This window comes from Kitasatospora sp. NPDC094019 (assembly GCF_044764505.1).
Classification (GTDB): domain Bacteria; phylum Actinomycetota; class Actinomycetes; order Streptomycetales; family Streptomycetaceae; genus Kitasatospora.
The window spans coordinates 315,224-336,945 of the sequence record NZ_JBIWIF010000003.1 but is presented as its reverse complement, the minus strand read 5'-3'; the positions used below and the strand labels follow the sequence as shown (position 1 = coordinate 336,945).

The 21,722-nt window shown below is 73.4% G+C and carries 9 protein-coding genes and 1 pseudogene; 8 read left to right on the top strand and 2 right to left on the bottom strand.

Annotation, left to right across the window (positions count from 1 at the left end):
- Positions 1-37: 37 nt before the first annotated feature.
- The 4 genes from ACIQ9P_RS09235 to ACIQ9P_RS09220 all read left to right on the top strand — a co-directional run bounded on the left by ACIQ9P_RS09235 (position 38) and on the right by ACIQ9P_RS09220 (position 4,781).
- Positions 38-244, top strand: coding sequence for a hypothetical protein (locus tag ACIQ9P_RS09235; RefSeq protein WP_402352209.1), 207 nt, complete (start codon positions 38-40; stop codon positions 242-244).
- Between the two features lie 76 nt (positions 245-320).
- The gene (lysA, locus tag ACIQ9P_RS09230; protein ID WP_402352206.1) at positions 321-1,703 is read left to right on the top strand and encodes a diaminopimelate decarboxylase; all 1,383 of its coding nucleotides are present in this window, start codon (positions 321-323) and stop codon (positions 1,701-1,703) included.
- A 202-nt stretch (positions 1,704-1,905) separates the two neighbouring features.
- A complete protein-coding gene (locus ACIQ9P_RS09225) occupies positions 1,906-2,970 on the top strand; it encodes an ATP-binding protein (RefSeq protein ID WP_402352204.1) in 1,065 nt (354 codons plus the stop codon).
- Positions 2,967-4,781 carry a hypothetical protein gene (locus tag ACIQ9P_RS09220; RefSeq protein ID WP_402352201.1) on the top strand — a complete coding sequence of 605 codons (1,815 nt, stop codon included), beginning with the start codon at positions 2,967-2,969 and terminating at the stop codon, positions 4,779-4,781. The genes ACIQ9P_RS09225 and ACIQ9P_RS09220 overlap by 4 nt, the downstream gene beginning before the upstream one ends.
- 122 nt (positions 4,782-4,903) lie before the next feature.
- On the opposite strand, the gene ACIQ9P_RS09215 is transcribed toward ACIQ9P_RS09220, so the two are convergent.
- Entirely contained in the window at positions 4,904-6,688 is a 1,785-nt protein-coding gene (locus tag ACIQ9P_RS09215) for a peptide-N4-asparagine amidase (RefSeq protein ID WP_402352198.1), read from the bottom strand.
- A 161-nt stretch (positions 6,689-6,849) separates the two neighbouring features.
- Between ACIQ9P_RS09215 and ACIQ9P_RS09210 the strand changes: the two are divergent.
- The 3 genes and pseudogenes from ACIQ9P_RS09210 (at position 6,850) to ACIQ9P_RS09200 (ending at position 9,548) form a co-directional block, all read left to right on the top strand.
- Positions 6,850-7,585 (top strand): annotated as a pseudogene (locus ACIQ9P_RS09210) (leucine-rich repeat domain-containing protein).
- A gap of 220 nt (positions 7,586-7,805) precedes the next feature.
- Entirely contained in the window at positions 7,806-9,128 is a 1,323-nt protein-coding gene (gene thrS, locus ACIQ9P_RS09205) for a threonine--tRNA ligase (protein ID WP_402352195.1), read from the top strand.
- 192 nt (positions 9,129-9,320) lie between these two features.
- Positions 9,321-9,548 (top strand): hypothetical protein, encoded by a 228-nt coding sequence (locus ACIQ9P_RS09200; RefSeq protein ID WP_402352192.1) that lies wholly within the window; start codon positions 9,321-9,323, stop codon positions 9,546-9,548.
- 188 nt (positions 9,549-9,736) lie between these two features.
- Here the strand turns inward: ACIQ9P_RS09200 and ACIQ9P_RS09195 are convergent, their stop codons facing one another.
- Positions 9,737-14,050: a LamG-like jellyroll fold domain-containing protein gene (locus ACIQ9P_RS09195; RefSeq protein WP_402352189.1), complete on the bottom strand. Its 4,314-nt coding sequence runs from the start codon at positions 14,048-14,050 to the stop codon at positions 9,737-9,739.
- Positions 14,051-14,423: 373 nt separating this feature from the next.
- On the opposite strand from ACIQ9P_RS09195, the gene ACIQ9P_RS09190 reads away from it, so the two are divergent.
- On the top strand, positions 14,424-21,698 hold the full coding sequence (locus ACIQ9P_RS09190; protein WP_402352186.1) for an RHS repeat domain-containing protein: 7,275 nt from the start codon (positions 14,424-14,426) through the stop codon (positions 21,696-21,698).
- Positions 21,699-21,722: the final 24 nt, after the last annotated feature.

Genomic DNA, 21,722 nt, shown 5'->3' with positions numbered 1-21,722 from the left:
GAGGCCCCCGCCGCTACCGGAAGGACGACGACCCGTCATGACCGAGTTCCAGGTGATCTCCGAGGACCCCCGCAACCGCCGGCTGTCCGGCGCCGCCGAGGAGGCCCTGCTGCGCCGACTGCTGCACGGCACCGTCTTCGACCCCCGGGCCGGCGCGGCCGCCGCGACGACGGAGAGCCACGAGCCGGAGGAGCGCCGGGCGGTCTCCGCGCACTGCCGCCACGCGATGTACTACGGGGACTGACCACCCGTCGGCCGGCCCACCGCGCCGCCTACCCTCCGTCCTCCCCCTTCCGCCCTGTTCCGCCCAGGAGCACCGTGTGACGACCACCCTGCGCACCCCTGAGTCCGCCCCGTCCGCCCACGCCTCGCAGCCCGCCCACTCCTCCCCGCCGCCCGCCGCTCCGCTCGGCAGCCCGTGGCCCGCCTCCGCCCGTCCCGGTCCGAACGGCGACCTGCTGGTCGGCGGTGTCGGGCTGGCGGAGGCCGCCGACCGCTTCGGCACCCCGCTCTACGTCCTCGACGAGCAGGAGTTCCGCGACCGCGCCCGGGCCTTCCGCCGCGCCCTGCCGATGGCCGAGGTCCACTACGCCGCCAAAGCCTTCCTGTGCAGCGCGGTGGCGGACTGGGCCGCCGAGGAAGGACTCGGCCTCGACGTCTGCTCGGCGGGCGAACTGCGCCTCGCCGCGGCCGCCGGCTTCCCGCCCGAGCGCGTCCTGCTGCACGGCAACGCCAAGACCCCCGAGGAACTGCGCCTCGCCCGCCGCCTGCGGGTCGGCCGGATCGTCGTCGACGGCGCGGCCGAGATCCCCCGGCTGGCCGCCCTGGCCGTCGCGGACGCCCCGCAGCGGGTACTGGTGCGGGTCCTGCCGGGGGTGGCCGCCGGGCACCACCGCGCGGTGCGGACCGGGGTCGACGGACAGAAGTTCGGCTTCCGGATCGACGGCGGGGACGCCGCCGACGCGGTCGCCCGGATCCTCGGGCAGCCCGGCCTGCGACTCACCGGCCTGCACTGCCACCTGGGCTCCCAGATCGGCGAGCCCGGACCCTACCTCGCCGCCGTCGACCGGCTGGTCGGACTCCTCGCCGGGATCCGCGACCGGCACGGCGTCGAACTGCCCGAACTCGACCTCGGCGGCGGGTACGGCGTCCGCTACCTCGCCGGGGACGCGGAACTCGACCCGGACCGCTTCGCCGCCGACGTCACCGAGCGGCTCGCCGCCCGCTGCGCCGAACACGGCCTCGCCGTTCCCCGGCTGCTGGTCGAGCCCGGCCGGGCGATCGCGGCTCCGGCCGGGGTGGCGCTCTACCGCGTCCTGTCGGTCAAACGCGGCACGGACGGGCGGGCCTTCGCCGCCGTGGACGGCGGCATGAGCGACAACCCGCGCCCCGCGCTCTACGGGTCCGCCTACGAGGTCCGGGCCGTCGGGCGGCCCGCCGACGGCCCGACCGCGGCCTTCGACGTGGTCGGCCGGCACTGCGAGGCCGGTGACGTCCTGGTTCGTGACGCCGCGTTGCCGGCCGACCTGCGCCCGGGCGACCTCCTGGCCGTGCCGGCCGCCGGGGCCTACCAGCTCTCGATGGCCTCCGGCTACAACCTGGTCGGCCGACCCCCGGTCGCCGCCGTCCGGGAGGGACGGCTGCGGCTGCTGATCCGGCGGGAGACCGTCGAGGACCTCCGCGCCCGCGAGGTCGGCCGCTGACGCGTCGGCAGCCGGCGAGTCCGACAGCCCGACCCGGCGACAGCCGGAGAGTCCGACCGCCCGCCCTGCCGACGGCCGACAGGCGTCCCGCGCGCCGGGCCCGGGAGTGGATCCACCTCCCGGGCCCGGAAATCCAGGTGCGCCCCGGCCGGCTCCCACCGCACACTGGCCCGGTCACGCACCGTCGCCGCGAAGGAGCCCCGTGCAGGGAGCAGTCAGCGTCTCGCCCGCCCAGATCCCCGACCTGCTGCTCGGCCTGGCCACCGTCCGCCCGGTGTTCCTCTGGGGCGCCCCGGGCATCGGGAAGTCCTCCCTGGTCCGGGAGTTCGCCGAGTCCCTCGGTCTGGAGTGCGTGAGCCTGGTCGGCACCCAGCTCGCCCCGGAGGACCTGATCGGCGTCCCGCAGCTCACCCCGGAGGGCCGCTCCCGGTTCTGCCCGCCCGAGCAGATCGCCCGCGACGAGCCCTACTGCCTGTTCCTGGACGAGCTCAACGCCGCTTCGCCGGACGTCCAGAAGGCGTTCTACTCGCTGATCCTGGACCGCCGGATCGGTTCCTACGAGCTGCCGCCCGGCTCGATCGTGATCGGCGCCGGAAACCGTGCCACCGACGGCGCGCTCGCCCGCCCGATGGCTTCCGCCCTGGTCAACCGCATGGTCCACGTCCACCTCCGGGCCAGTGCCGAGGACTGGCTGCGCTGGGCGGGCGGCGCCGGCATCCACCCCTGGATCGTCGACCACCTCACCGACCGGCCCGACCATCTGTGGTCCGCGCCGCCCAGGACCGAGGAGCCCTTCTCCACCCCGCGCGCCTGGCACATGCTCTCGGACGCGCTGCACTCCTTCGGCCCCACCCTGGACGAGGGGACGCTCAAGGTCGTCGCCCACGGGCTGCTCAGCGCGCAGCACGCGATCGCCTTCGGCGGCTACGCGAAGATCGTCCGCAACTCCTACGGCCTGGAGGCGATCCTGAAGGGCGACGCGCGCTGGCCGCACCGGGTGGAGGACCGCGACCTGCTCTACTACCTGGCCGACGCGTTCCGCGGCCGACTGGTCAAGGAACTGCCCGCCCAGAAGGAGCACGCTTCCGGGGCGCAGCGGCAGACCGCGTTCCGGGCCAAGTCGCTGCTGGTGCAGCTGGCCGAGATCTCGGTGGAGGTGGCCCGGACGGTGATCGCCGACGGTTCGGACGGCAACCCGGTGCTGCCGCCCTGGTTCCTGATCGAGGCCGCCCGGGACATGCCCCGGCTGGTCGAGGCCCGTCGGTGAAGCGGGTCCCGGGGAAGCGGGCCCGGGCCGAGCGGAAGGAGCCGGACCCGGGCGCCGAGTCCTTCGCGGAGGGTATCGGGCTGCTCCGCCGCAATCCGGCCCTCGCCGCCCTGCGCGCCGACATCTGCCGCACCGAGGGGTGCGACACCGCTCCGGCGGACGGCTGGGTGGTGGCCGACTCCAACGGCACCCTGCATGTGAACCCGCGTCGCCGGGCCGAACCCGAGGAGTGGGCCTGGGCGCTCGCGCACGGTCTGCTGCACCTGGGCCTCGGCCACCTCCCGGGCGCCCGCGGCGCCCGGACCGCGCCCGACGCCTTCGGGGCCGCCGCCCGTTGCGCCGTGGTCAACCGCTTCCTCGCCACCTTCCCGGTCGGCCGCGCCCCGGTCGCCCTCCCGCAGGAGTACCCGGGCGGCGGGGAGGAGGAGCTGGCCGCCCGCTGGCGCCGCGACGGCCTGCCCGCGCCGGCGGCCGCCGGGACGGCGGGGACGGCGGGCACGTCCGACTGCGACCAGCTGCTGCTGGAGTGGCGCGGCCACGGCCCGCCCGAGGACTGGTCGGTGGGCTTCGCGGCCGCGCTCACCCGCACCATGTCCGCCGCCATGGACCGGGCCGGCGGCCGGATCGACGCCGAGACCGGCGAACGCCTCCCCGAGCGGCCCTGGAGCAGGGCGCTCAACTGGTTCGTCTCCTCGTACCCGCTGCTCGGCGTGGTCGCGGCCGGCCTCACCGTGGTGGCCGACGCCGAACTGGCCCGGGCCCACGACATCGCCGTCGCCGCGGTCGACACCGAGGCCGGGGAGATCTACGTCAACCCGCTGCGCCGGTACTCCGACGAGGAGTGGCGGTTCATCCTCGGTCACGAGATCCTGCACGCCGCCCTGCGGCACGGCGAGCGTCGAGGCGGCCGGGACCCGTTCCTGTTCAACGTCGCCGCCGACTACGTCATCAACGGCTGGCTGCTGGAGATGGGCGTCGGCGAGATGCCGGACGGACTGCTGCACGACCCGCAGCTGAAGGGGCTGTCGGCCGAGGAGGTGTACGACCGGATCGTCCGGGACCGGCGCCGGATCCGACGCCTCGCGACCCTGGCGGGCAAGAACCGCCCGGACGTGCTCGGCGAACGACTGGGCCCGCCCCGGGACTTCGTGGACCTCGACGACTTCTACCGGCGCGGCCTCCAGCAGGGTTTCGAGCTGCACGGGCGCGAACGCGGCCTGCTTCCCGCCGGATTGGTGGAGGAGATCCGCGCGCTCGCCCACCCGCCGCTCCCGTGGGACGCGCTACTGGCGCGCTGGTTCGACGAGTTCGTGCCCCGGCCGGAGCCGGTGCGCAGCTACGCCCGCCCCGCCCGCCGCCAGTCCGCCACCCCGGACATTCCCCGGGCGGGCCGGCACCACCCGGAGGAGGAGGTGCCGCGCTGCACCTTCGGGGTCGTCCTGGACACCTCCGGGTCGATGGACCGGACGCTGCTCGGCAAGGCGCTCGGCGCGATCGCCTCCTACGCCGCCGCCCGGGACGTGCCGGCGGCGCGGGTGGTGCACTGCGACGCCGCCGCGCACGACGCCGGGTACCTGCCGGTGGAGGAGATCGCCGGACGGCTCCGGGTGCACGGGCGCGGCGGCACCGTCCTCCAGCCGGGCATCGACCTGCTGGAGCGGGCCGAGGACTTCCCGCCCGGGGCACCCGTCCTGGTGATCACCGACGGAGAGTGCGACGTCCTGCGGCTGCGCCGCGAGCACGCCTTCCTCGTCCCGCGCGGTGCCGCGCTGCCGTTCACCGCGCGCGGCCCGGTGTTCCGGATGAGCTAGGGCGTGTTCGCACATTCCCGCCGGGTCCGCGACGACGCGAATGTGCGAACACGCCCTGGGGCTGCCTCCTGGATTCCCGCCGGGGCCGTCGGATTCCAGGAGGCAGGCCGTGCGAACGGGGGTCAGCCGACCGGCCAGCCGTCCACGGTGGTGGCGGTGCGGTGGTAGGGGCCGTCCGGGCCGGTACTGCGGTAGTCCTCGGTGGCGGTGCCGGTGCGGACGGTGGTGTCGCCGTCGTGGCGGTGGGCGGTCGGGCGCAGGGTGTGGTCGACGGTGGCGCGTTCGGTCACCCGGGCTCCGGTGGTGCTGGTCGTCTCGCGGTGCTGCCCGAGGTCCATCGCGGTGCTCTGGTCGGTGTTGCCGGCCGCGTCCTGGGTGTACCGGTAGGTGACGTCGAGCGGCTGGCTCTCGTGGACCGTGCTGGTGCGCCGGGGGCCGGAGCCCCAACTGGCGGTGGTCCGGGTGAGGTCGGTGCGGTTGCGCAGGGTCAGGTCGTTGCCGTTCGCGCGGAAGCGCTGGGTGGAGCCGAACACGAGGTCGTCGCGGACCTCGGTGGTGACCCGGCCGTGCGAGGTCTGCAGCCAGCCCCGGGCGAGGTCGTGCCGGGCGGCGGTGGCCGTCCAGTCACCGCTGCCGCCGCCGTGGTCGGCGAGGGCGGTGGCGGTCGTGGCCTCCGGGGCGACCCGGTACTCGGTCAGCTGCCCGGTGGTGCGGGCGGCGCCGTGGTCGACCTCGGCGAAGAGGTTGACCTGGCCGGTCCAGAGGTCGTTGCTGCGGGCCTCGGCGGCGTTGACGGCGATGGCGACCCGGTGCGGGCGGCCGTCCACCAGCAGCCCGGCGTACGGGGTGAGGTCGAGCCGGTAGGCGGGCAGGTCGAAGGCGAAGACCCCGGGGGTGGGCCGCCACAGCAGCGGGTCCCAGCCGCCGGTGTAGATCACGGGGTAGGGCCAGACCGCGCCGACCACCCGTCCGTCGACGCTGAGCCGCAGTTCGCGGAAGGGGCCCTGGCCGCAGACGCCGGTCCCGGTGTTGGCGCGGGCGAACTCCTCGGGTGCGGAGGCGTAGGCGAACTCCTCGCAGGCGCCGCCGCCGCGGGCGTACACCTCGGCGGTCAGGCGTTCCAGGTTGGGCGGGAAGGTGAGGTCGGCGCCGGCGCTCGGCGTCGCCCGGTCCAGCCCGAACGGCCCGGTGGTGAGCAGCCGGTCGGCGGTCCTGGCGGCGGGGTGGCGGGCCGAGGTGGTGTAGAAGGTCAGGCGCGCGGAGATCCGGAACACGCCGGTGTAGGTGTCGTCGGTGACGTTGGCGAGGTCGAGCGCGAAGGGCTGCGGTCCGGTGGTGAACAGCGGCGCGTAGCGGGTGACATCGCGTTCGAGCGCCCACTCGATGCCGTCCTTGGACGGTTCGGGGGTGGAGGAGAGCAGGACCTGCACGCCGCCGATCCGGACGGTGAACAGCCGGTCGAACTGCCGCCCGGCGACCTGGCCGTGCAGGTCCAGCACGACCGCGGACCAGGGGCCGGCGCAGTCGGCGGGCGGGGTGACGGTGGTGGTGTACGGGGTGTCCGGCGGGTTCCCGTAGCCGTTGCGGAACGGCTGGTCGCGCATCAGCTCGACGGTGCAGGCGCGGGTGTCCGGCCGGGTGAGCGGCTTCGCGACGCTGAACGGGTCGTGGTAGTCGGTGCCGAAGTCGGCGTGCGCCGGTCCGGCGGCCGTCAGCGCCCCGGTGAGGGCGAGGAGGACGGTGACGGTGAGTCGGCCGGCCCGTCGGAGCAGTGGGCGGAGCAGCGGCCGGACCGGTGGACGGCTCCGTGGACGGGTCGGTCGACGGACCGGTGGACGGCTCCGTGGACGGGTCGGTCGACGGACCGGTGGGCGGAGCAGCGGTCGGATCAGCGGATGGACGGCCAAGGGGGGCCCTCTCCCGGCCGACCGGAGGGTGGGGCGAGGACGGTCGGCGCGTAGCTCGTCGGACGGTTCCGGCATCCTCCCGACCATGACATGCTACCGTCAAGCATGGCGTGCCGGGAGGAGCGGCGCGCCCCGGTGGTACCGGGCGGCAGGATGAGCGGGTGACCGACATCATCCTCAACCTCTGGCGGCAGCACCTCGGCACCGTGCCCGAGGAGGTCTGGGACCGTTCCGATCTGACCGTCCTCGTTCTCGCGGACACCGGCCTCACCGAACTGCCGCCCCGGATCGGGCGGTTGGACCGGCTGCGGACCCTCGACCTCGGGCACAACCGGATCCCCGCCGTCCCCGAGGAGATCGGCGATCTGGCCGGCCTCACCGACTTCCTCTACCTGCACGACAACGCGCTCACCCGGCTCCCGGCGGCCCTCGGCCGGCTCACCGCGCTCCGCCACCTCAACATCGGCGAGAACCGGATCACCGAACTCCCGCCCGGGATCGGCGCGATGACCGGTCTGGTCGAGCTGCGCGCCCAGCACAAACCTGCTCACCGCGCTGCCGGACTCGCTCGGCGGCCTGCGGGCGCTGCGCGAACTCTGGCTGCGGGGCAACGCGTTGACCGGCCTGCCGGACTCCTTCGCCGGGCTCGCCGAACTGCGCGAACTCGAACTCCGGGAGAACGCGCTCACCGAGGTACCGCCGGCCCTGGCGGCCCTGCCCCGACTGCGCCGGCTCGACCTGCGCGGCAACCGGATCACCGCGCTGCCGGACTGGCTCGCGGACGGGGCGGCGGGGCTGCCCGCGCTGGAGAAGCTGGACCTGCGCTGGAACCCGGTCGAACCGCCGCCGCCGCTGCTCGCCGCCCTGGCGGCACGCGGCTGCGAGGTCCTGCGCTGAGACCGGGCCGGCCGTTCCGCCCGCGGGCGGAAATCCCTTCGCCCGTCGAGACGTCCGGCTGCTAGCGTGGATGTCATGAAGCGCGCTGCAGCCGTCCTCACGACGACGCCGGAGAGAGTCCCGGCGCGCTGACCGCTGAGCTGGTCCGAAGCCCCGGGGCGAGTGCCCCGGGGCTTCGCCGTACCCGTCCACTCGCCCGCACCGCAGAGTGGAGACCCCCATGAACAACCACCCGATCGCCCCCGACGCCCTTGGATCCGATGGCGTACCCGGCCCCGATGGCGCACCCGGCCCCGAGCACGACCACCGCCGACTGGGCCGCGCGCTCGGACTCTTCGACACCGATCCGCTGATCGGCTCCGGCCTCCCGTACTGGCTGCCCGACGGCGCCGAGATCCGGCACACCCTGGAGGAGTACGTCCGCGACCGCGAACGCCGCGCCGGGTACCGCCACGTGTACTCGCCCGTCCTCGGCAAACGCGAGCTGTACGAGATCTCCGGCCACTGGCAGCACTACCGGGACGACATGTTCCCGCCGATGGACCTCGGCGCGGAACAGGTCGTGCTGCGCCCCAGCCTCTGCCCGCACCACGCCCTGATCTACCGCTCCCGGCCCCGCAGTCACCGGGACCTGCCACTGCGGATCGCCGAGATCGGAGGTATGTACCGCTCCGAACTCTCCGGCGTGCTCGGCGGGCTGACCAGGGTGCGGGCGATCCAGCTGAACGACGCGCACGTCTTCTGCACCCCCGAGCAGGCCGCGGGCGAGGCGGTGGCCGCGCTGGGGCTGATCGCCGAGGCACACCGCGCGCTCGGCATCCGGCCGGTCCGCCACCGGCTCTCGTTGCCCGGCGAGGGCGGCAAGTACGTGGCGGACCCGGCGCTCTGGGAACGGGCCACCGCGCTGCTGACCGAGGTGCTGTCGCGCTCCGGGGTGCCGTTCGAGGCGGTGGCGGGCGAGGCCGCGTTCTACGGCCCGAAGATCGATGTCCAGATCGCCGACGCGGCCGGGCGCGAGTCCACCCTCTCCACCGTGCAGATCGACTTCCACCAGCCGGAGCGGTTCGGCCTCCACTACATCGGACCGGACGGGGCGAAGCACCGCCCGGTGATGGTGCACCGCAGCGTCATCGGCAGCGTGGAACGGGTGGTCGCCCACCTGATCGAGCTGCACGGCGGGGCCTTCCCGGCCTGGCTGGCACCGACCCAGCTGGTGCTGCTGCCGCTGACCGAGGGCGAGCGGGCGCGGGCCGAGCGGCTGCGCGAGCGCTGTCTGGACCTCGGACTGCGGGCCGAGATCACCGGGCCGGAGCGCGGCAGCCTGGGCGCGCGGATCCGGGAGGCCCGACTGGTCCCGTACCAGGCGGTCCTGGGTCCGCGCGAGGCGGCGGACGACCTGCTCGCCCTGCGGCTGCGGGGCGGCCGACGGCTCCGGGCCCTGCCCGCGCCGGAGGCACTGTCCCGGATCCGCGCCCTCGTCGGCGCGTGCGCCCAGGAGCTGTGGGACGAGCCGGAGCACGCGTCGGAGGAGTGCGAGGGCTGACCCTCCGGTTCGGGCCGGAGGAGTGCGAGGGCCGGCCCTCCGGTTCGGGCCGGGCGCAGTCGTACACATACGACTAGCGGCGCGCGCGGTGTGTCGGCCGGGCCGCCCGGCGCGCCCGCCGTTCGAATGGGGGCGGTGGCCGCCGTCCCCGGCCGCCGCCGTCCCCCGTCCACGCTCTTCCGGAGGTATCCCATGCGCCTCGCCCGCCGAATCCTCGTCGCCGCCCTGACGGCCGGGCTGGCCCTCGGCGGGGTGGCGGTCGCCGCCCCCGCCACCGGCGTCACGCTGCGCCCGTTGCCGGTCCCGGACTCCCGGTACTGCACGGCGGCGGTCGGCCACGCCCCGGTCGCCGCCCGCCAGGTCCTCCCGCTGCACGGCCGGACCTGCTCCGCGCTCTACCACCTGGACGCCCCGCGCTAGGGCGTGTTTGCAAATTCGCGTCGGACCCGGCGGGAATTTGCAAACACGCCCTAGCGAAGCCCTCGGACCACGCCGGGCGGTCGCCGACCGTCCGCGGGCCTTCACCCGGCCGGCGGCACCCGGGACGACCGCGGCCCGTCCGCCCCGGTGCGGGGCGGACGGGCCGCGGTGACGGAGCCTGACCGGGGTCAGCTCAGCCGGGTCGGGACGGGGCGCTTGCCGTCGAGGGAGGCGACGCCGATGGCGGTGAGCGCCTCGGGGTAGAGCTGGACGTCGGCGATCCGGCCGGCGGCGTACTCCCCGTAGGCCCCCTTGTAGAGGCGGCGGCCGAGCTGCAGCGGGCCGGTCGCGTTCCACACGGTGCCCGCGTAGTCGGCGGTGGCCGCGGCCTCGCCGTTGACGTAGAGGCGCAGGTCCGCCGAGTCCGCGTCGTAGACGCCGACCAGGTGGTACCAGGTGTCGGTCTTCGGTGCCAGCGCCCCGGTGGTGGGCCCGTAGGCGCTGGTGAAGGCGCCGGCGGCGTCGTCCACGTGGGCGTGCCCGAAGGCGAACGCGTGGGCCCCGCTGGAGTAGTACAGCTGGAGCGCGTTGGCGTTGGTGCCGGACTGCGAGACGAAGGTGGAGTTGTCGGTCAGGCTGGTGAGCTTCACCCAGGCCGACACCGTGTAGCTGCGACCGGTGTCCACCGCCGGACCGGTGGTCGCGGCGTACCCGGTGGAGCCGTTGAGGGTCAGGACCCCGCCGCGCGCCGGATCGGTGCCGAGGGCCGCGCCGCCGGTGAGGGTGAGGCCACCGCTCGGGCGGACGCTGTCCGCGGTGGTGTCGAGCTTCCACCAGGCGGAGGGCTGACGGACGTTGCCGATGCCGACCGGGGCCCCGAAGGCGGCGAGGCCACCGACCGGCGCCGCGCCCGGGTACTCGGTCAGCCGGCCGGAGCGGGAGCCGGTGTAGAGCGCGGGGAACCCGGTGCCCCGGACGTCGCCCGGGGAGGCGACGGTCGGGTGGTCCCGGTCGCCGACGCCGAGCGGCAGCACCTTCTGCGCGGCGGGCAGCACGTTGCCGGTCGTGGCGGCCCACTTCTGGTCGGCGATGTTCATGCAGTCCCAGATGACCGTCTGGGTGCGCGGGTTGCGGTTGCTCGCCGGGTCGGCCAGGCAGCGGCCGGACTGGACGTTCTTCAGGGTGCCCGGGTACGGCCCGGGGGCCCACTGCTGCGCGCCGGAGCCGTTGCACTGGTAGAGCTGGACCGGTGTGCCGTTGCCGGTGTCGCCGCCCTTCACGTCCAGGCACTTGCCGAGGGCGTGGACGCTGCCGTCGGCGCCGAGCGCGAACTGCTGCGCGTCGGTGCCGTTGCAGGTGTACATCCAGGCCGCGGTGCCGTTGACGGTCCTGCCGCCGGCGATGTCCAGGCAGAGGTTCTTGTTGGCGGTGTCGAGCACGCCGGAGACCAGCGGTGCGTGGGTCGGCGCGGTGATCCTCGTGGTCGGCAGGCCGCCGGCGAAGGTCAGCGGGAAGCTGCTGACCGCGCCGGTGGCGTCGTCCCGGGCCCACAGGGTCGGCACGCCGCCGACCAGGCCGGGGGCGACCAGGGTGCTGCGGGACCAGTCGCCGGTGCCGATCCGCACACCGGCCCCGAGGTTGCAGCCGGCCTGGAACGTCCCGGGGAAGTACCAGAGTTCGCCCTTGTCGACGGTGATCAGGTCGGGAGCGTCGGCGAACTGGGCGAGCTTGCCGGGGGCGAGGATCTGGGTGACGTTGTTCCAGGTGCCGTCCGAGCCCTTGGCCGGGCAGGAGTCCGAGTTCCGGATCGGCACCACGTTCTGGGTGAGCGTGAAGCGGCCCGTCGTACCGCCGGGCGTCACGGCGTCGTTCTGGTAGAGGTACAGCTCGTGGCTGGCCTTGGAGTAGGCGAACAGGTCGTCGACATTGGTGCCGGTGGCGGTGCCGCGGTGGGCGACCAGGTAGTTGTCCCACCCGGTGCCGTCCGGGCTCCGGTCCTTGGTGGAGGCGCTGACGGGCGGACCGGCCGGGTCGGCGTTGCCGCGGACCAGGACGAGGTCGCCGTCGGTGGTCGGGGCGACCAGGTCGGGCACCGCGTCGCCGTCGAGGTCCCCGGCGGTCACCTTTGCGGCCGGGTTCCAGGGGGCGAAGAAGCTGTACTGGCCGACGGTGCCCTGGGTGTTGCCGGCGTTGTCCACGGCCCGGACGAACAGCGTGTGCGCGCCCCACTGGGCGGCGCTCAGCACGATCGGGACCTCGGCGCCGGCGTTGCCGCCGGTGGTGGCCACGGCGTTGACCGAAGCGGCGCCGTTGGCCGGGATGCCGGTGTCCAGCGCGTACTCGAAACGGTCGACGCCGCTGCTGACGCAGACGCCCCGGGTGCAGCCGGTGGGTGTCGGGTCGTTGGCCGTCACCGCGATCCTCACGCCGGTGTCACCGGCGTGGCCGGTGGGCGCCCGGTCGCCGCCGAGCGGAGGGAAGACCGCCGAGTCGGTGAAGGAGGGGATGCCCGGCGCGCTCAGGTCGACCTTGAAGTAGCAGTTGGCGGACCAGCCGCTGGCCAGGGTGCCGTCCTCGGCCTTCACGTGCCAGCCGTACTGGTGGCCGTCGGCGACCTTGAAGCCGATGTTGACCCGGGTGGTGCCGCCGTCGCTGACCCAGCCGCTGACCGGGGCGCCCCGGTCGGTGGAACCGCCGTCGGCGGCCGCGGTCTTGGTGTCCCAGATCTCGTACCGGGAGCGGAGGTTGACCCCGGTCATCTCGGTGTTGAGGTGTGCGTCGAGGGTGATGTCGGAGGCGTCCCCGGCCAGGCCGGACTGGCCGATCCAGCCGTCCGCGGCGCCGCCGCAGCCGTTGCTCGCGGGCGCGCGGGTGGCCGGGGTGGTGCCCAGGCCGTCCGGGACCTCGGGGGCGATGTCGAACACCGTGGTCAGGTACGGGTTGTTGGCGAAGCGGACGAAGTCGTTGTTGCTGCTCGACTTGGACTCGTTGCCCCAGAGGCCGAAGGTCCAGCTGTCCTTGACGCCCGAGAGCTTCCTGATCTGCCCGGTGACGTCGAAGGCGAGGGCGTGGTTGCCGCACTTCTGGCCGATGTTGGAGCTCTTGACCTTCTGGGTGCCGCCGATGTAGCCGTCACCGGTGACGGACGGCTGGTGGGTCCAGCTGGTGGACCCGCTGATCGCGGTGACCGTGGCGAGCCGGATGTCGCTCTCGTTGTCGCAGTCGAACGAGGCGCCGTAGGTCGAGGTCAGGTGGACGACCGACTTGGATATCACCATCTTCTTGTCGAGGTTGGCGATGTTCAGCTCGAAGTAGGCCCGGTTGAGCCCGAGGCAGTCCTGCCAGCGCTGGTAGCCGACGCCCTCGCCGTTGTCCTGGGCGTCGTCGTAGGGGCTCTGGCTCGCGCAGCCCTCCTTGACGGTGACGAAGTGGCTCTTCTTGCTGGTCACGGGGCTGGTGTACGGGTCGATGTACAGCGGCCAGACGGTGTCGGCGCCGCCCAGCAGGGCGGCGTCCGGCACCAGGGTCAGGGTGTCGGCCCGCTGGGTCACCGCGATCCGCTTGACCTGGGCGGAGCTGCCCGGCTGCTCGGGGGTGGAGGCCGTGGCGGGTTCGGTGCCGACCGGTCCGGGGTCGGTGGGGAGGACGCCCGCGGGGGCGTCGGCGCGCGGAGCCGCCCGCGGTCCGGCGAGCGGCCCGGACGCGGGCGCGGCGGATGCGGCGGGCGCGGAGGCCGCGGCCTCCGCATCGGCCGGTCCGGGCGTCGTGGCGGAGTCCCACATCAGCGGGGTCGGCGAGCGGAAGACCGCGCTGCCGTCGGCGGTGGTGACCGCCACCCGGCCGTCCTGGTCGGTCGTCAGCGACAGGCCCCCGCTGACCCGGGTGGTCAACGTGAGCGCGGCGAGCGCCGGATCGGCGGCCGCCGCGGCGTCGTGGACGATCAGCACCTCGTGGAAGCCGCCCTGATCGGTGCTGGTGACCTTGAGGTCGACGCCCGGCAGGACGCCGTTGTACCGCGCGGTGCTGCCGGTCACCACCGGGGCCGGGAGCGGGAAGGGCAGGGTGTAGGAGAGCCTGCGCCCCTCGGGGTCGGTGAGGGTGGCCAGCGGCCCGGCGCCGCCGCCGGAGAGGGTCAGCCCGGACGGGGTGGCCGCGGGGGAGAGGGTGCCGTCGCCGTTCCTGGTGAGGGCGGCGTCGACGTCCTGCCAGTGACCGTCCTTGCGCACCCGGGCGGGCTGCAGGTGGGTGGTGACGCTGAAGGTGCCGTCGGCGTTGGCGACGGTCCGCGAGGTCTCGGTGGTCAGACCGTCGACGGTGACCGGCGCGCCGGTCCGGGCGGCCTCGGCCCTGGCGGCAGCCAGCGGTGAGTCCGCCGGAGTGGTCGCCCCGGCCGGGCTCGCGGCGCCGGCCGCCGGGTCGTCCGCCGAGGCGGGTCCGGCACTGCCGAGCAGCAGGCCGGTGACCGCGGCCGACAGCGCCAGACGGCGTGTCAGTGTGCGCACCGGATTTCTCCGGGCGCGGAGGTGCTCCCCCATGGATCGCCCTTTCAGGGACCGGAGGCGGGCGGTCCCGGGCGCCGCTGTGACTCTCCTCACACCGCGGTCGCCCCGTGGCCCCCCGCCACGTGTCGGAATTGCGGTCTTTGCTCGCCCTGGTGCCACTTGTGAAGGCTTCTTGGGGCTCGTGTGGCGAAAGAGGTCGGAGTGACCGCTGGGGAAGGCTATTGCCTTGGCTTGACCATGGCAATACGGTTCCGAACGGCCGAATGAGCCGTCAGCTGGTGGTCCGTCAGGCACCGGCTGTTTTTTGTTCTCTGGGGGATTGCACATGCGCGCAGGAACGCGCGGAGTCAGCGGTGTCCGGAAACGGGCCTGGATGAAACGGGGGACCGTCGCGGTGGCGACGGCCGCGGTCTTCTCCCTGGTCTCACCGCTCGCCGTGGCCGACTCCATCGTCGGCGGATATCAGTACACGGACAAGGTCTGGGAGGCGGACCCGCTCCCGGACCTGCCCAAGGTCCCCGGAGCCCCGGCCGACAGCCGGCCCGGCGGCGCGGCTGCCCCGGCGATCCCGGCGGGTGCCCGCGAGCTCGTCCCGCACGTGGTGAAGCCCGTGCGGTGGCCGGCCGCCGCGACCGCCACCGTCGACCTGGGGAAGGTCCCGGCGGTGCGCGGCCTGTCGGCACCGGCCGGTGGGGCGAGGGCCGGTGACCTGCCGGTCTCGGTCTCGCCCGCCGCGCCGACCGCGCTCGGTGCCCGGGCCGGGGCGCTCGCGCCGTCGGTCGCCCCGGTCAGCCCGGTCTCCTCGGTCCGGGTGAAGCTCGCCGACCGGGGCCAGGCCAAGCAGGCCGGCGTGGACGGCCTGCTGGTCGGGCTGGACCGTGCCGACGCCCGGACGGAGACCGGCAGTGTCGCGGTCTCGCTGGACTACAGCGCCATCGAGCAGGCGTACGGCGGCGGTTGGGCCTCCCGGCTGCGACTGGTGGCGATGCCCGCGTGCGCGCTCACCACGCCGCAGCTCGCCGCCTGCCGCACCCGCACCCCCGTCGAGGCGGTCAACGACCCGGTCAACCGGAAGCTGAGCGGCACGGTCGCGCTCGTCGCCGCCGCCGGTGCCGGGGCCGCGAAGGCGGGCAGCGTCTTCGCGGCCCCGGCCGCCGCGTCCGCCGCCCAGTCCGCCGCGGGCGTCGCGGTGGCCGCGGTGTCCGGCAGCAGCGGGTCCCAGGGCGACTTCGGCGCGACCTCGCTGTCCGCCTCGGGCGCCTGGTCCGCCTCCGCCTCGGGCGCCTTCACCTACCACTACCCGATGACCGTGCCGCCCTCGCTGGGCGGCGAGGCGCCGGCGGTCAGCCTGTCCTACGATTCGCAGTCGGTGGACGGGGAGACCTCGGCGCGAAACTCCCAGTCCTCCTGGATCGGTGACGGCTGGTCCTACAGTCCCGGCTTCATCGAGCGCTCCTACAAGAGCTGCAAGGACCAGGGAATCAAGGACTCCGGCGACTCCTGCTGGGCCGGCTGGAACGCCACCCTCTCGCTCGGCAGCCACAGCGGCCAGCTGGTGAAGGACTCCGACGGCCTCTACCACCTCGTCTCCGACGACGGCAGCAGGATCGAGCGGCTGACCGGCGCGACCAACGGCCTCTGGCAGGGCGAGTACTTCAAGGTCACCACGACCGACGGCACCGCGTACTACCTCGGCCTCAACCACGCTCCCGGCGGCACCGCGGACGACGCCACCGACAGCGCCTGGGGCATCCCGGTCTACCACCCCAAGTCGGGCGACCCCTGCCACAGTTCGGACAAGGGCGACGACTCGCAGTGCGACCGGCCGGTCGGCTACCGGTTCAACCTGGACTTCGTGGTCGACCCGCACGGCAACGTGCAGCGCTACGACTGGGCGACCGAGTCCAACTACTACAACATGGGCTTCGGCCAGGTCCCGGACGAGGACAAGGACGAGAAGGGCGGCACCCTCACCAAGTACACCCGGGGCGGCCACCTCACCCAGGTCTCGTACGGCTACCAGTTGGCGGACGCCCGGGCGGGCCGCGAACCGGCCGCCAAGGTCGTCTTCCGCACGGCGCAGCGGTGCACCACCTCGGACGCGGTCTGCAAGGAGGGCAACCTCTCCTCGGACACCGCCAAGGACTGGCCGGACACCCCGTACGACCTGAACTGCCCCTCCGACTGGAAGACCAGGATCGGGGAGGAGGGCGACACCGAGGGCGTCTGCCTGACGAGCGGCCCGACCTTCTGGCAGACCCACCGGCTGAAGGGCGTCGACACCAGGGTCCGGACGCTCTCCGGCTGGCAGGACGTCGACACCTACGAGTTGAAGCAGGTCTTCTCGGACGCGGGCGGCACCTACGACCCGGTCACCGGCAAGACCCAGGACCCGAAGAGCACCGGCTCGCTGCAGTCGGTGATGTGGCTGTCGGAGATCGTCCACACCGGCAAGGACACCTCCGCCGGCGGTGACGGACCGATCACCCTCGACCCGGTCAAGTTCGTCGGCGTCGAGATGGACAACCGCGTCGACGGCCTCACCCCGGCCGCCCCGCCGCTGTACCACCCGCGGATCTCCAGCGTGCAGACCGAGACCGGTGAGTCGGTCGCGGTCACCTACCGGGCCCCCGAGTGCTCGCGCGAGAAGAAGACCATGCCGGCCTCGGCCGACTCCAACACCATGGCCTGCTACCCGGTGTTCTGGAACACCCCGGGCGGTGTCGAGCCGATCGAGGACTGGTTCCACAAGACCCTGGTCTCGCAGGTCACCTCCAGCGACCGGACCAAGGCCGGCTCGCCCGCCAAGGTGACCGGCTACACCTACACGGACGGCGCCGCCTGGCACCGGGACGACTCCGAGCTGACCGACGACAAGCACCGGACGTGGAACGACTTCCGCGGCTACCGGACCGTCACCACCACCACCGGCGCGGCCCCGGACCCGATCACCCAGAGCACCGTCTCCTACCTCCAGGGCATGGACGGCGACTACAAGGCCGACGGGTCCAAGCGCGCCGTCAAGGTGAAGAACGTCCTGGACGAGGAGATCACCGACAGCGCCTGGATGGCGGGTACGCCGTACCAGACCCTGGGCCACGCCCAGGCCGGCGGTGCCGTCGTCACCCGCACGCTGACCTCCCCGCCCGGCTCCGCGGTCACCGCCGGCGCGTCCCGCAAGGCGTGGACCTCCGAGGACCCGGCGCCGGACAAGCTCTCCACGCTGCCCGACATGACCGCACGCCGGATCACCTCCACCTCGTCCCGGACGATGGGGCTGCTGTCGGACGGCAAGTGGCGGACCACCAGGACCGGCACCACCTTCGACGCCTTCGGCCGGATCTGGAAGGCCGACGAGGAGGGCGACCTCTCCGCGCCCGACCAGCGGACCTGCACCGTCACCACGTACGCGGACGCTCCGGCGGACAACCCGATGATGCTGGTCTACCCCAAGGAGACGATCAGCCTCGCCGGTCCGTGCACCATGGCGCCCGGCACCACCACCACGCTGTCGCACAAGCGGGTCTACTACGACGGCGACGGCTCGGTCGAGCGGCCCGGCACGCTCGGGGTCCTCGGACAGAACGGCCGCACCCTCGGCAACGTCACCGCGACCGAGGCCGTCACCTCCTACGACGCCGCCGGCAAGCCGCGCTTCCAGGTTCTCGGCGCGATGACCTTCGACCGGTACGGCCGGGTCACCGCCAGCGCGGACGCGGCGGGACGCACCACCACCAGCAGCTACGACCCGCCGTCCGGCGTCCTGCCGACCAAGCTCGGCACCGTCAACCCGCTGAAGTGGGCTGCCGGCAGTACGGTCTCCCCGGGCCGCGGGTCGGTGACCCACGCGGTCGACGTCAACAACCTGGTCACCGACGCGACGTACGACGCGCTCGGCCGCCGCGAGAAGGTCTGGTCCCCCGGCCGCGACAAGGCCACCCAGACCCCCGACCGGACCTACGCCTACGACGTGCACGGGGTGGGCGACAACCCCACGCCGTCCTCGGTGACCACCAAGGGCCTGCGTGAGGACGGCTCCTACAGCACCTCCGTCACCATCTACGACGGCACCCTGCAGCCCCGGCAGACCCAGTCCACCCCGGCGGACAACTCGGCCGGCCGGCTGATCACCTCCACCTACTACGACTCGCACGGCTGGAAGATCTCCAGCATCGGCACCTACTCCGACGCGGCCAACGCGCCGTCCGCCACCATGTGGGCGGAGACCAACCGGACCGGCCCGTCGGTGACCCGGACCGCCTTCGACGGCCAGGGCCGTCCGGTGACCACCACGCTGGTGTCCTTCGCCAGCACGCTGTGGAAGTCCACCTCGACCTACCGGGGCGTCGAGCGGGTCGACACCACGCCGGCGCAGGGCGGCAGGGCGAAGAGCACCTTCACCGACGCGCTGGGCCGGACCACCGCCACCACCGTCCGCGACACCACGCCGGACCGTAGGCTCGACGGCGGCAGCCGGCTCTCCTCGGGCACCTCGGTGCTCTCGGCGGGCGTCCGCCTCGCCATGGAGGGCGACGGCAACCTGGTGCTGACCGCGCTGGTGGACAACCGGACCCTCTGGTCCGCCAACACCGGCGGCCACCCGGGCGCCTACGCGCTGATGCAGGCGGACGGCAACCTCGCCGTCCTGGACGCCACCGGGAAGACCACCCTGTGGTCCAGCGGGACGGCCGGCCACACCGGCGGGTACCTCAAGGTGCAGGCGGACGACGAGGTCGCGGTCTACGACGCCGCGAACGTCCGGCTCTGGTCGACCGGGACGGCGAACACCACCCCGGCCGCCGACCTGACCACCCGCTACACCTACACGCCGCGCGGCCAGGTCTCCACGGTCAAGGACACGGTGGGCAACACCTGGACCTACGGCTACGACCTCCAGGGCCGGCCGACCACCCAGAGCGACCCGTCCACCGGCGACTCCAGCACCGGGTACGACGCGCTCGGCCAGGTGGTCCGTACCACCGACGCCCGCAAGCAGAGCCTCTCGTTCAGCTACGACGAACTGGGCCGCCGGACCGCCGAGTACACGGGCGACACCGCCGGCGACCCGACCAGGCTGCTGGCCGAGTGGACGTACGACACCCTGGGCAAGGGCCGTCCGGTCTCCTCCACCCGCTACGTCGGGGGCAGGGCCGGCAGCGCCTACGTCCAGAAGTTCGACGGCTACAACCCGATCGGCCAGCCGACCGGGACCACCACGGTGATCCCGTCGAGCGAGGGCGCGCTGGCGGGCACCTACACCGCCAAGGCCGCGTACACCAGCACCGTCGGTCTGCTGGCGTCGAGCACCTACGGCGCCGACGGCGGGCTCCCGGCCGAGACCGTCGGCTACGGCTACAACCTGGAGGGCGGCCTGGTCAGCATGGGCTCGCCCAGCCGGCCGTACGTCGCCACGGCGCAGTACAGCCCGCTCGGCCAGGTGGTCCAGACCACCCTCGGCACGCCGGCCAAGCAGCTGCGCACCACGCAGACCTACGACCAGGCGACCGGCCGTCCGGCCACCAACCGGGTCACCCTGCAGAACAACACCGCCAACCCGATCTCCGACACGGCCTACCGCTACGACCAGGCCGGCAACGTCACCGCGGTCTCCGAGGTCCGCTCCAGCGGTGGCACCGACCGGGCCGTCGACACCCAGTGCTTCGGCTACGACGCCCAGCACCGGCTGGTCACCGCCTGGACCGACACCAAGGGGCTGACCGCCGCCACGGCGGGCCAGCTCGGCCAGTGCAACACCGCGCGCCCCACGCCGTCGACCGTCGGCGGACCGGAGCCGTACTGGCTGGACTGGCAGTTCAACCGGCTCGGGGACCGCACCCAGCAGGTGAGCCACGACGTCACCGGCAACGCGGCGAAGGACACCACGCAGACCCTGGCCTACCCCGGCGGTGGCAACACCCCCGTCAAGCGGCCGACCGCGGTCACCGGTGTCACCACCCGCAACCCCACCACCGGGACCAGCGTGCTGACCCCCGGTTACGACGCCTCCGGCAACGTGGAGACCCGGACCACCACCGGTGTCCGACCGTCCACCCAGTCCTTCGGCTACGACGCCGAGGGGCGGACCGCGTCGGTCACCACCGACGGCAAGCAGACCGGTTACCTGTACGACGCGGACGGCGGCCTGCTGCTCCAGCGCGGACCGGCCGGCACCACGCTCTACCTGTTCTCCGGTACCGAGCAGCTCACCCTGGACGGTGTCACCAGAACCGTGAGCGGCCTGCGGTACTACCGCGCGCCCGACGGCACCGTGACGGTCCGCTCCAGCAAGGGGACGATCAGCTACCAGCCGACCACCCCCCAGGGCACCGCCCAGCTCCAGGTCGACGGAACCAGTCTGGCCGTCACCCGGCGCTCGTTCGACCCCTACGGCAACCCGCGCGGGACCGCGCCGGGCGGCTGGGCGGACAACCGGGGCTACCTGGGCCGGCCGACCGACACCACCTCGGGCCTCGACCTGCTCGGCGCCCGGCACTACGACCCGCTGCTGGGCCGGTTCCTCCAGGTGGACCCGGTCTTCGAGAGCGGCGATCCCAACCAGATGGGCGGCTACGGCTACGGGGCCGGCAACCCCACGTCCGGCAGCGACCCCGACGGTCTCTGGTGGAGCTGGGGCGACGTCGGCAGCTTCTTCACCGGCGTCGGTGACTCGATCGTCGGCGACCCGTGGCAGTGGAGCGTCAACTGGCTCTCCGACGGCTGGAACTCGTTCGCCGACATCGCCAACGGCGACAACGACGTGTTCAACGACATGACGGGGTACTCCAACGACTCCCCGTTCCGGCTGGGCCACACCGGCTACGTCGACGACAGCCCGCTGGCCAACCTGTTCGGCGTCGACACCAGCTCCACCTCGTACGTCGCCGGACAGTGGACCGGCGTGGTCGGCTCGCTGCTGATCGACGGTTACGGCGCGGTCAAGATGATCAGCGCCGGCGTCAAGGCGGTCAAGGCCGTCAAGATCGCGGTGGAGAACGGCGACGACGTGGTCGGCGCCGTCAAGAAGTTGCTCTCCGGCGACCTGCCGACCACCACCAAGGCCGATCCGGAGCCCACCACGCCCAAGGGCGGGGACGCCCCGTCCACCCCGAAGTCGGGGACCGGCAAGGGCGGGACCGAGCCGGGCGGCAGCGGCAAGAGCGGTGCGAAGAGCGCCGACGAGCCCGGGGCCACCCCGGACGCCGGCAACGCGGGCACCAAGGACGGCAACGTCTACCGCAGCAAGCCCGACAAGAAGCCCAACGAGTACGCGGACGGCCCGGTCGTCAGCCTGGGACGGCTCAAGCAGTACCTGTCCCGGGCCGGCTACCGCTCCGAGTGGGACAAGTACGACGTCGTGCACAAGGACCAGATCATCGACCTCGGCAACGGCCAGCTCAACATGGGCAACAGCCCGCACACGTACCGGACCACCTACCCGTACCCGGCGAAGCCGAAGACCGGCCGCAACGGCCTGCCGATCATCGAGGTCTCCAACAAGGGGCTCCGGAACATGCGGGAGGCCGTGATCACGTTCTTCCACGAGACCCATCACCAGAACCGGATGCGCAACTACGGTGACACCGGTACCGAGAAGGACGCCGAGGACTTCGGCATCATGATGTGGCGGAGGATCTCGGGACAGGACTGACCCACGACCGGGCCGTGCCCACGG